General features: G+C 41.1%; 6 protein-coding genes. All 6 read left to right on the forward strand.

Annotated elements, in window-relative coordinates; translation table 11 throughout:
* Positions 1-118: 118 nt before the first annotated feature.
* The 6 genes from AB5935_RS15760 (at position 119) to AB5935_RS15785 (ending at position 12,722) form a co-directional block, all read left to right on the forward strand.
* Positions 119-2,158 (forward strand): SusC/RagA family TonB-linked outer membrane protein, encoded by a 2,040-nt coding sequence (locus tag AB5935_RS15760; RefSeq protein WP_368327480.1) that lies wholly within the window; start codon positions 119-121, stop codon positions 2,156-2,158.
* An 18-nt stretch (positions 2,159-2,176) separates the two neighbouring features.
* On the forward strand, positions 2,177-3,820 hold the full coding sequence (locus tag AB5935_RS15765) for a RagB/SusD family nutrient uptake outer membrane protein (protein WP_032951131.1): 1,644 nt from the start codon (positions 2,177-2,179) through the stop codon (positions 3,818-3,820).
* 102 nt (positions 3,821-3,922) lie between these two features.
* The gene (locus tag AB5935_RS15770; protein WP_007848247.1) at positions 3,923-6,550 is read left to right on the forward strand and encodes a glycoside hydrolase family 2; all 2,628 of its coding nucleotides are present in this window, start codon (positions 3,923-3,925) and stop codon (positions 6,548-6,550) included.
* Positions 6,551-6,675: 125 nt separating this feature from the next.
* Complete coding sequence (locus AB5935_RS15775) at positions 6,676-8,745, forward strand: beta-L-arabinofuranosidase domain-containing protein (RefSeq protein ID WP_007841258.1); 2,070 nt, start codon at positions 6,676-6,678, stop codon at positions 8,743-8,745.
* A gap of 12 nt (positions 8,746-8,757) precedes the next feature.
* On the forward strand, positions 8,758-10,302 hold the full coding sequence (locus AB5935_RS15780) for a family 43 glycosylhydrolase (RefSeq protein ID WP_007848250.1): 1,545 nt from the start codon (positions 8,758-8,760) through the stop codon (positions 10,300-10,302).
* A 26-nt stretch (positions 10,303-10,328) separates the two neighbouring features.
* Positions 10,329-12,722, forward strand: coding sequence for a beta-L-arabinofuranosidase domain-containing protein (locus AB5935_RS15785; protein WP_007848252.1), 2,394 nt, complete (start codon positions 10,329-10,331; stop codon positions 12,720-12,722).
* The last annotated feature ends 14 nt before the right edge of the window (positions 12,723-12,736 follow it).

Here is a 12,736-nt window from a genome sequence, read left to right on the forward strand (position 1 = left end):
TCTGCAAATTCAGTAATGAGAGGACGTGTAAACGCAATAAGGACGTTCAAGGGCTTAGTTGCGGATTTGAGGTTATAAAAAGAACCAGGGAATTTTCAAAAAGTCAGATAATGAGGCGTTGATTGTACGACTGGCGGTGAATCATTCAATGTTGAATGATAAATTGCGTTTGAACGTCAGCGTTAATTCTAATACGCAGAACTATACAACGACCGGAGATGGTTCCTCTTTCAATAGAGGGGTATATAGTGCGGCATTGGTTACTAATCCTACCTTGCCTATTTATAAGCAGGATGTAAATAAGGATGTCCTGTCATCAATGCCGGAGTATGATGGTCCTTGGGCACAGCCTTCGGCTCTGGTGGCTATCGCCAATCCGCTGAGTACTATCGAGACAGCTAATGGCAGACATCACAGACAGCGTACCAGATTGAATGGTAATGTTACTTTCCAACCCATCGAATCATTGAAATTCAATGCTTTGTTATCTTGGGATAGATATTACGAAACAAGGGGTTATCGTGAGACTTTTGATAATTTCAATACCACAGTGGCTCATTCCCGTGATGGTTTTGCCTCCAGAGGTACTTGTGAGACTACAGACCAGTTGTTTGAATTTACCGCTCAGTATAGTGAAGTTTTTGGCATTCATAATATTTCTGTATTGGGAGGTTATGGCTATCAGAAGAATATATGGGAGGATTATTGGATGCGGAACTGGAATTTTCCTACAGACCAGTTTGGCTGGGATAATATCGCTTTAGGACGTGGCGACAGCGATATTGCCGGTGCTGCTATTCCTATTAACAGTAATAAAACGTCAGGTAATCTTATCAGTTTTTTCGGACGTATCAATTACATATTGGCGGGCAAGTATTTGGCTACCATTAGTGTAAGGCATGAGGCAGACTCCAAATTTGTGGGTTCCGATCAGGTTTGGGGTACATTTCCGGCTGTAAGTCTGGCATGGCGGATTAATGAAGAGAATTTTATGAAAAATATCAAGTGGATTAATAGCTTGAAACTTCGTGCCGGTTATGGTGTGACAGGTATTGCTCCTTCCAATCCTTATTTGGCAACCTATCGTTTGGGATATACTTCAAATAATGATACTTTTTATTATAATGGTCAATGGGTGAATAAATTGACTCCGCAGAGTAATCCGAATCCGGAATTCACATGGGAAAAGAAGAAGGAATTTAATGTGGGGCTTGATTTCTCTATTCTGAAAGATCGTATCAGTGGTAGTGTTGATGCTTATTACAGAAAAACTGTAGACTTGTTATATAATTATCCTGTTCCTGTTCCGCCCAATGTATATGGCACTACACTGGCAAATGTGGGTACTATCAGTAATAAGGGACTGGAGATATTGCTGAACGGGGTTGTCTTTAATAAAAAAGATTTTGGTTGGAATACCACACTGACTTATTCTACTAATAAGAATAAGCTTGACAAATTGAATAATAGTAAATACCAGTTGGCAAACGATTATTTTTATGTGGGTGACGCACAAGCGCCTATGTCGGGAGTCCCTACCCATCGTGTAAAAGTAGGGGAGTCTATAGGGCAGATTTGGGGTTGGAAAGTATTGGATATTACAGAAGACGGTAAATGGATTTATGAAGATCAGAATGGTAATGCTGTAGAGTCTAAAGATGTGAAGATAGAGGATAGAAAAGTGATTGGTAATGGTTTGCCAAAGCATTATTTGGGATGGAACAATGATTTCCGTTATAAAAATTTTGATTTGAGCGTTACCATGAGAGGAGCCTTTGGATTCCAGAATATCAACTTTACTCGTCTGCATTATGAGAATTATAGAGACCAGGCAATGAATAATTTGAAAGCCGGGTATGAAAAAGTATTTGGTAAAGCGGTGCTGACGGACTCCAAGCAATTTAATAGTTACTATGTGGAGGATGGTGATTATTGGAAAATTGATAATATTGTATTGGGGTATAATTTCAAGAAAGACTTTATTAAAGGGATTAAGGGAATGCGTCTGTATTTCTCTGTTCAAAACGCTTTGACCATTACCGGATACAAAGGACTTGATCCGGAGGTAGGCGGTTCGCTTTTAACTCCGGGAACAGATGACAGAAACAAGTATCCCACTACCCGTTCATATACCTTTGGCGTTAACTTGAATTTTTAAATTATTAGATTGAAGAACATGAAAAGAAGAATAAGAATAGCATTGATGTGTCCTGCACTTTGTTGTCTGATAGGAGCATCATTGAATAGTTGTATGGAACTGGACGATAGCGTGTATACTACGATCGTATCCGATAAATATCATTATACGGAAAAGGACATGGTTGCCATATTAGGTAATGCTTATACTCCATGGCGTTCTGTTGTTATCGGTGCAATAAATGAAACGCAGACCATTTCTACAGATGAGACCATGATACCGGTACATCCTTGGGGATGGAATGGGACTACCATTAACATGCATTTACATACCTGGACTTCGGAGACAGGTGAGGCTGTTAATCGGTGGGGTGACCTGTATACTGGTATAAACAATGCCAATCAGGTAATTTACCAGATTGAATCCGGCCTGTTGCCTGTGACGGAAGGTAAGGATAATTATTTGGCGGAGTTAAAAGCGGTAAGGGCTTCTTATTATTATATGCTTTGTGATTATTACGGCAATGTACCCTATCTGACCCGTTTTGATGTCCCTCAAGGTTTTCTTCCCGAACAAATCAGTCGTAAAGCCTTGAATGATTCTATCATTGCCGAAGTGACAGCCGCCCTTCCTTTATTACCGGAGAATGTTGATGAATCGACTTACGGACGTTTTACCAAATGGGCTGCTTATGCTTTATTGGCCAAGATGTATATCAATGCGGAGGTGTATACGGGAACCCCACAATGGCAAAAGTGTCTGGATGCCTGTGAGGAGATCATAAAATCTGGAAAATTCTCGTTGGCGGGAAATCAGAAAGATGTATTCAAGGCTGATAATGAGGATTGTACGGAAGCTGTTTTTGTTGTTCCTTTTGATCAAAGTTACGCCGGTGGATTGAATATATTCAATTACGCTCTAAACGGTCAGTTCTCTCAGGTATATTCCACTAAGAGTTTTGGTGGTTGGGGAGGTTCGGTTGCTGTTCCGCAATTTATAAATACATTTGATCCGGATGACAGTCGTCTGACCGAGAATTATTTGATGGGACAGCAAGTGTATCCCGATGGTTCCAATGTGTTGTGCGAGATAGGCAACAGTCAGGGGATTCCTATGAATATTGTAAATGTGGTTCCGGGGGTTGATTGGGCTGAGGAATTACATGGATATCATTTGGCAAAGTATGAGTATGTTGCCGGTATGTCTCCTGGTGCTATGAGTAACGATGTTTTCCCCTTCCGCTATACAGATATATTGATGATGAAAGCTGAATGTTTGTTAAGGACTGGAAAAGCGGACGAAGCGGCACAAATTGTAACAGAAATCAGACAACGCGCATTCAAGTCTGCTCCGGAAAAAGCGGTAGTCACTGGTGCGGAACTGATGGGAGGGAGTACCTATGATTATGGATTGCGCGAAACAACCTATTTGGACAAGATTAAAAGTCCTAGAACAACTCATGAAGGTGGAGCAGATATAAAATATGGTCGCTTTTTGGATGAATTGGGTTGGGAGTTTAACCAAGAAGGAAGAAGAAGGCAGGACTTGATTCGTTTTGGAGTATGGACAACTAAATCATGGCTTTCTCATTCTGCTACAAATGATATAAATAAGAACTTGTATCCTATTCCAAGAGCTGAATTGGATAAGAATGGTAAGTTAAAGCAGAATCCGGGATATTAGTGGATTGGTAATGAACAGACTGTCCGAAAACCTGTTTGGCACTTTTTGTCATGTGCGGTTCCGGACAGTCTTTTTCTTTTAATATTTATTTGAAGTGATGGTATGAAAAGGTTTGCCGGTTGGTTGTTGTTTTTCTGGGGATGTATATGTTGTATATGTGCCTCTGAAATTTCTATAACAGATTCATGGAAGTATAAAGCAGAGAATGATGAACGTTTTTCCAGTATGGATTGGAATGATTCTGATTGGGTAACTGTAGATTTGCCTCATACTTGGAATGCCGGAGATGTGATTGACGAGCAACGGGGATATAGGCGTGGCATATCTTGGTATAGGAAGAAGTTGTTCATTCCTTCAGAGGCACGGGATAAGAAAATAACTCTTCGTTTTGATGGAGTGGCCAGCAAGGCAGACGTCTATTTAAATGGGAAATTATTGAAAACTCATTTGGGGGCATATACCGCTTTCGGAGTTGATATAACTGATATCTGTGAAGTTGGAAAGGAAAATCTGTTGGCGGTAAAAGTGGATAATAGTTCTTCTTTGGGGGAAATCCTTCCACCGGTTTCCGGAGATTTTTCTATTTTTGGGGGTATTTATCGCAGGGTGTTCTTGCAATGGACGGAAAAAGTGCATTTTGTGACAGAACCTTATGCAGCTGTTCCAGTAAGGATACAAACCCCTGAAGTGTCGGTATCTGAGGCGTCAATGCAAATTGTGGCTTTTCTTAAAAATGACTTTACCGATACAAAGCACGTGCACGTCAATGTTTTTCTTTGCGATGAAATGAATCGGATTGTGAAAGAGAAACAGTTGAAACTGAAACTGATTCCAGGCAGGAAATATCCTATATCCACTTCTGTAGGAAGGATAGAGAATCCTCATTTGTGGTCTCCTGAATTGCCTTATTTATATACGGTAAAAGTGCAGGTATGCGATGCCAAGAATGGAGAAATGTATCAAGAAGTAATTTCTCCGGTTGGATTCAGATGGTTTTCGGTGGACAAGACAGGCTTTTATCTGAACGGGAAGTATCTTAAATTGAGGGGAGCTGCACGGCATCAGGATTATGCAGGTTTGGGAACGGCTATTCCCGTTGAAATGAATCGTAGGGATATGCGGTTGCTGAAAGAAATGGGAGCTAATTTTGTGCGTATCAGTCATTATCCTCAAGATCCGGAAATATATCGAGCCTGTGACGAATTGGGGTTGATAGTATGGTCTGAAATTTGTGTTGTGAATGAAGTGAGAAAAAATGCGGCATTCGCTCATAACTGCAAAGAAATGTTGAAAGAGATGATTCTTCAGAACTACAATCATCCATCGGTGGTACTATGGGGGGCTATGAATGAATTATGGGATTACCATAAGCAAGCTATTGCGTTGGCTAGGGAATTGGAGGCTTTGAAAAAAGAGCTGGATCCTTATCGTCTTTCTTGTGTCGCCTTTCATGCTTTTACTTGGGAGAAACCCTATACACAGTCTAGTAAGGAGATGTTTAGTATTTCGGATGTTAACGGGGTGAATGTATATGAGTCTTGGTATCAGGGAGATTCTGCTACGATTGCACCTATGTTTGATAAATTTTGTAGTTATTCTACTGCAAAACCTCGTTTTTTGTCGGAATTTGGAGCAGGAAGCGATGAACGTATCCATTCTTATACTCCGCGTACATTTGATTTTACTCCGGAATTTCAATTGGATTTTAATCGCAGATATATCAATGAAATGGAGAAACGTCCGGATTATATAGGTTATTCTATTTGGAATTTGGTTGATTTTCAGGTGGATGGTCGTGGTGATAGCAAGCCTAATCTGAATCAAAAAGGAATGTTGACAGAGGATCGTCGGAAGAAAGAGATTTATTATTACTGTCAGGCTCGTTGGTCGGACATTCCGATGATTCATATTGCCGGGGCCGATTGGACGAAAAGGGTGGAAATTTGTGATGATAGTATAAATGTGCGTAAGATCAGTGTTTTTTCTAATCAGAAAACGGTGGAGTTAATTCATAATGGAAAGTCTTTGGGTGTGCGTGAAGTGGTAAATGGGGAAGCTGTTTTCGCAGTTCCTTTTATAAACGGAGAGAATCTGCTGGATGCTCGAAGTGGGGCACTTTCAGACAGGCTGAAGATACAGATGAAATTGTTATCTTCCCGTCTTACTGACAGTGATGTGCTTTTGGACGGTCTTTGTATTAATTTGGGACAGGAGCATTGTTATTTTATAGACCCGCAGCTTCAGGAAATATGGATACCCGATAAACCTTATACAAAGGGAAGTTGGGGATATATGGATGGAAAACCTTTTAACTCTTGGCCGGGATCATCACATGATGGAGTTAGGTATGGAGTAGGGGCTGATATAAAAAATACTTTTTTAGAGCCTCTTTTTCAGACCTTTTTGATTGGTACGACTTGTTACCGGCTGGATGTTCCTGACGGAGTATATGAAATTGGCTTTTATTTCACGGAACCTTTCAGTAAGGATGAACGGAAAAATATTGTGCGTACAGGTGTTTCTGCCGAGGGACAACGTGTATTTGATGTGTCAGTCAATGGAGAAAAATTGATAGATTCATTGAATCTGGCTGATTCTTATGGCGAGCAGACAGCTGTTGTAAAGACACTTGTGGTCAATGTGCGGAATCATGAAGGACTGGAGATTCTGCTTTCTCCTCAAAAAGGACAAGGTGTTATTAGCGGATTAAAAGTAAAGAAAATACGATGATATGGGCTGAAAAACTTCTGAATGAGTAAAATGGTTATATTCTTTCTTTTTCTGACAAGATTCTTTTCCATGAAACTCAGGGACAGATGTACTTTTGCTGATGTAAAATTTGAATAAAAAACGGTATGTTTAAGAAAAAGAGAAATATAGGGAAATTGTTATTAGGTTCCTTTTTGATTGTGGCTGTACTGACAGCATGTATGGAGGAAAAAAGGGAGATGAAGATAGATATGCTTTCACGTCCCGGTACGATAGATAGGAATGTCAGTTATCAGGGAAATCGTTTGCCTTTGAAACCATTGCATTTTATAAAATTGCCGGTAGGAACCATTGAGCCGGAAGGCTGGCTGAAAAAGTACCTGCTGTTGCAAAAAGAGGGATTAACCGGGAAACTGGGTGAAATTAGTGCGTGGTTGGATAAGAAGGATAATGCGTGGTTGCTGTCTGGTGGAGATCATGGTTGGGAAGAAGTCCCTTATTGGCTGAAAGGATATGGTGATTTGGCTTATATCTTAAAAGATTCTGCTATGATTGCAGAAACAAAAGTCTGGATTGAAGCAGCTATTCAGAGCCGGCAACCGGATGGCTTTTTCGGTCCGGTGAATGAACGTGGAGGGAAGAGAGAACTTTGGGCGAATATGGTAATGCTTTGGTGTTTGCAATCTTATTATGAATATTCTGGTGATAAGAGAGTGTTGACTTTGATGACTGATTACTTTAAATGGCAACTAACTGTCCCCGATGATAAATTTTTGGAAGATTATTGGGAGAACAGCCGTGGGGGGGATAATCTGTATAGTGTTTATTGGCTTTATAACATCACAGGAGAACAATTCCTGCTGGAGCTTGCTCGGAAACTTCATCGTAATACGGCAGACTGGACAAATGAATCGGATTTGCCTAATTGGCATAATGTGAATATTGCACAGTGCTTTCGTGAACCGGCTACTTACTATATGCTTAGTGGTGATTCGGCAGATTTGCAGGCATCTTATCGAGTGCATCATCTGGTGAGACGTATTTTCGGACAGGTGCCGGGAGGTATGTTCGGAGCGGACGAGAATGCCCGTTTGGCTTATATTGATCCACGACAAGGTACAGAAACTTGTGGATTTGTAGAACAGATGGCGTCTGATGAGATAATGCTTCGTATGACCGGTGATCCTTTTTGGGCTGAGCATTGCGAGGAGGTCGCTTTCAATTCTTATCCGGCGGCGGTAATGCCTGATTTCAAAGCTTTAAGATATATTACTTGTCCCAATCAGGTGGTGAGTGATTCTAAAGACCATAAACCCGGAATTGATAATGGTGGTCCTTTCTTGGCTATGAATCCTTTCAGCAGTCGTTGCTGTCAGCATAACCATGCGCAAGGCTGGCCTTACTATATTGAAAATTTGGTTTATGCAACTCCGGATAACGGGCTCGCCGCCATTATTTACGGTCCGTGTTGTGCACAGGCGAAAGTAGGGGTAAACGGTACTGAAGTTATTCTGAGAGAAGAAACAAACTATCCGTTTGAAGAAATGATTCGGTTTACAGTGCAAGTTTCCGGTAAAGTGGATTTTCCATTATATCTTCGTGTACCTGCTTGGTGCAAGGGGGGGACATTAATAGTTAACGGAGAAACGGTAGCTGCTGGTATGGAGTCTGGTAAATATGTTCGTTTGGATAGAACTTGGAGTAATGGAGATGTGGTAATCTTGCAATTACCCATGTCTTTATCTGTTCAAAGATGGCAGACCAATCAAAACAGTGCCAGCGTGAATTACGGTCCTTTGACTTTCTCTCTATTGATAGAGGAAGAGTATAGAAAGGTAAGTAGTGCAGAAAATGCTATATGGGATTCTAAATGGCAGAAAGGTGCTGATGTCAATGCTTGGCCTACTTATGAAATCTATCCTCAAAGTGCTTGGAACTATGCTTTGAAATTGGATGATAAGGTTTTGGAGCAATGCTTGAAAGTCGAGAAGAGAGAATGGCCTTCAGACAATTATCCTTTTACTGCTGATAACGTTCCTCTAGTGATAAAAGCACAAGGGAGAAGAGTGCCTTCTTGGGGCATAGATCAATATGGCTTATGTGGTGTGTTGCCGGAAGAAGGGGCTCCGAAAAGTGAAATATTGGAAGATATAACCTTGATACCGATGGGAGCTGCCCGTTTGCGTATCTCGGCATTTCCTGTAACTTATGAATAATTTTATATTACTATGAAAAGACTGTTATTTGTGATTCTATTGACAATTATGGGATGTTGCGGTGTACATGTGCAAGCCGTTGGATACGAAAAAATTATTAATCCGGTATTGCCGGGTGATCGTCCTGATCCTACTGTCATTGAAATAAATGGAGAGTATTGGGCTGCTGCGACTTCTAATGAATGGTCGCCGTTGTTCCCTATTTTTAAATCAAAAGATTTAGTGAACTGGGAATTGGTGAATTATGTTTTTCCGGATGGAGCACCTGATTGGGCATTAAATAATTTTTGGGCCCCGGAATTATCGTATGATGAGAAACAGGGAAAGGTTTATCTGTATTATACAGCCCGTGACAAGAGGACAAAGAGATTATCGTGTGCGGCGGCGGTAGCTGATTCCCCGATGGGGAGGTTCAAAGATTTGGGACCGTTGGTTGCTCAGGAACCAGGCTCTATTGATGCTTTTGCTGCAAGAGATGAGAAGGGTAAACTTTATCTTATATGGAAAGAAGACGGCAACAGTATGGGCTTGCCTACAAATATTTGGGCACAGGAGATGACGGAGGACCGCACCCGTCTGATAGGAGAAATGACTTCCTTGTTCTGTAATGACACTCCTTGGGAGGAAGGGTTGGTAGAAGGGGTATGTGTTTTTAAAAAGCAGGATTATTTTTATATTCTGTATTCGGCAGCTAGTTGTTGTGACAAGAAATGTAATTATAAAACAGGAGTGGCCCGTTCCAAATCTTTGCTGGGCAAATGGGAGAAGTATGAAAAGAATCCCATTTTGGTAGACAATCAGGATTGGCGTTGTCCCGGACATGGTACTATAGTTCGGAAAGATGGAAAGGAGTTTTATTTGTATCATGCTTATAATAGGAGTGGTTCGGTATATGTCGGACGTCAGGGCGTGTTGGAGGAATTGTGTTGGGGAGAGGATGGCTGGCCTTATTTTAGGAACGATGCCGTTTATAATCGTCCTAATTTGTCTTTGGATTATGTGGATTCCTTTAAGGGTAATACACTAGCTCCCATTTGGCAATGGAGGGTAACCCAGAAAATAGATTATCAGACAGGAAAAAACGGATTACATCTAGGAGCATCTATGGAAAACAGGGAATTGGGTACTCTGCTGGTACAACCTGTCAAGGCTTTGAATTTTTCGTTGACTGCTACTGTTGATAACCGGAAAAGTATGGCTGCGGCTGGTATCGGTATTATTGGTGGAGCTCATAATGGATTTGGCGCTCCTTTAGCCGGTATTGGCATATCAGTTTTGAAAGATAAGGTGGAAGTATGGAAAAATGTAGATGGTAAAGTTGATGTCTTGGCTCAAAGTGCTATAACGGTGTCAGCAACGGCACAGGTCAGGATGACTGTGAAAGACGGGTATTGGCTTTGCTTTGAGTTCCGGAAAGGGCAGAGGTGGATACCTTTGGCAACGGAAATTGATGCTTCGCCGTATGTTCCGTGGGGAATGGGCTTCCGCATAGGCTTGTGTGCTAAAGGGGGAGACGGAACCTTTGCTGATTTCCGTAAGATTGAATTGATTCATTGATTGTGTTTTTTATAAAATCTGTTACCATGAAAAAATATAGGTTAGTATTCGTTTTAAGTATATTGTTTTTAGGAGTGATCAAGTTGACTGCATCGGAATATGAGCAGGTGCGCAAAGCACCTCGTGTACATGTTCCGGTATGGCAGTCATTTGCACTGTCGGAAGTCGAATTAACCGATAGCTATTTTAAGAAAGCGATGGATTTACATAAAGGATATCTGCTGTCGCTGGATGTAGACAGGCTCATTCCACACGTACGCCGTAGTGTCGGTTTGCAGGGGAAAGGAGATAATTACGGAGGATGGGAGAAGCATGGTGGATGTACCTATGGTCATTATATGTCTGCTTGTGCCATGATGTATGCTTCTACAGGCGAGAAAGCCTTGCTGGATAAATTGAATTATATGCTGGATGAACTGCAAGAGTGCCAAAAACAGACCCCGGATGGTTGGTTCATTACCGGTAAAAGAGGAAAGGAGGGTTATTTGCAGTTGCTTCAAGGGAATGTGGTGCTTAACCAGCCGGATGAAACCGGACAACCTTGGAATTATAACCAGAATGGGAACTCATGGTATTGTATCCATAAGATTTTGGCGGGATTGAGGGATGCATATGTCTATGCAGGTTGTAGGCAAGCCAAGGATATATTGATGCCTTTGGCGGATTTTATTTCTCATATAGCCTTGAATAGCAATAGGGATCTTTTTCAAAGTACCTTGAGTGTGGAACAGGGGGGGATGAATGAAGTTTTTGTTGATATTTATAGTATTACCGGAGATAAGAAATTTTTGCAGACGGCAGAAAGGTTCAATCATATCAATGTTATTTATCCGATTGCTAACGGAGAAGATGTGTTATTCGGTCGCCATGCTAACGATCAAATACCCAAATTTATGGGAGTAGCCAGAGAGTATGAGTTCTCACCCAATGATATTTATTATCAGGCTGCCCGTAACTTTTGGAATATTGTAATTAAAGATCACACATTGGCTATCGGTGGAAATAGTTGTTATGAGCGTTTTGGCGTACTGGGTGAAGAAAGCAAGCGGCTGGACTATACTTCGGCAGAAACTTGTAATACATATAACATGTTGAAATTGTCAAGACAGTTGTTCATGTTGGATGGTGATTATAAATATCTGAATTACTATGAACATGCTTTATATAACCATATTCTTGCTTCACAAGATCCTGATATGCCGGGCTGTGTGACTTATTATACTTCTTTGTTGCCGGGATCATTTAAGCAATATAGTACTCCGTTTGATTCTTTCTGGTGTTGTGTGGGTACAGGGATGGAGAATCATTCTAAGTATGCCGAATCCATTTATTTTAAGGATAACCAAGAATTGCTGGTCAATCTGTATATTCCTTCACGTCTCCACTGGAAGGAAAAAGGTTTGAAGCTGACTTTGGATACTTATTTCCCGGAATCGGATACGGTTACAGTAAGGATGGATGAAATAGGGAGCTATACAGGAACGCTTCTGTTCCGTTATCCGGATTGGGTGAGCGGTGATGCTGTAGTTCGTATTAATGGAGAGCCGGCACAGACGGAAGCACATAAGGGAAGCTACATTCGCCTGTTGGATTCTGTTAAGAGCGGAGATGTGATAACATTGGTTTTCACACGTAACTTATATATTGATTATGCAAAGGATGAACCTCATTTCGGCTCTGTCATGTATGGCCCGATATTGCTTGCGGGAGGATTGGGGACGGATGATATGCCCGAAGATAGGGTTATTGACAATCGTGCTTGCCGTGAATCGCTTCCGGCAAAGAATATTCCTATGTTAGTGGGTCCATTGACCGATCTGGATAGCTGGATACAATGTTCTTCACAACATCCTTTACGGTTTACAGTAAAGAATGGAGGTGGACAACAAGGGGTAGGGTTGGTCCCTTATTTTCAAATGCATCATCAGCGGCATACTGTATATTGGAAACTTTATTCTCCGGATGAATTTGTTTATCGTACTCGTTCTTTAACGGATGAAGTGAAGATCGGTGACGAGACAGATGAAAGGAAACATGCGTTGCAAGGGGAGAATGATTCTATTTATTGGCATGATTATTTTTGGGCAAAGAATACTCGGTTCCGTATGGCAAAAGACGGATGGTTTTCTTACACACTTCATATAAATAAAACGGAACAAAAGCCTTATCATCTGATTTGTCGTTTCTGGGGAGACGAGCCTGATACTTGTCAGTTTGATATATTGATTGACGGCAACTATTTGCGTACTGTCAGTTTGAATCGAAAACTATATCTGACCTATGTGGACGATGTGTATTCTATTCCTGCGGACTGGACTCGTGGAAAGGATAAAGTGAATGTTACTTTCCGTGCTGCTCAAGGGAAGAATGCCGGAGGATTGTATGAATTGAAAATTACTTCAGATACGAATTATAGATAAACTTTAAATATAGA

This window comes from Phocaeicola sp. RTP21198st1_B8_RTP21198_201120, from assembly GCF_040929485.1.
In the GTDB taxonomy this organism is placed as follows: Bacteria; Bacteroidota; Bacteroidia; order Bacteroidales; family Bacteroidaceae; genus Phocaeicola; species Phocaeicola dorei.

Excerpts from the sequence above, each read along its gene's own strand:
- AB5935_RS15765 (WP_032951131.1), top strand. The coding sequence starts at position 2,177 with ATGAAAAGAAGAATAAGAATAGCATTGATGTGTCCTGCACTTTGTTGT.
- AB5935_RS15770 (WP_007848247.1), top strand. The coding sequence starts at position 3,923 with ATGAAAAGGTTTGCCGGTTGGTTGTTGTTTTTCTGGGGATGTATATGT.
- AB5935_RS15775 (WP_007841258.1), top strand. The coding sequence starts at position 6,676 with ATGTTTAAGAAAAAGAGAAATATAGGGAAATTGTTATTAGGTTCCTTT.
- AB5935_RS15785 (WP_007848252.1), top strand. The coding sequence starts at position 10,329 with ATGAAAAAATATAGGTTAGTATTCGTTTTAAGTATATTGTTTTTAGGA.
- AB5935_RS15780 (WP_007848250.1), top strand. The coding sequence starts at position 8,758 with ATGAAAAGACTGTTATTTGTGATTCTATTGACAATTATGGGATGTTGC.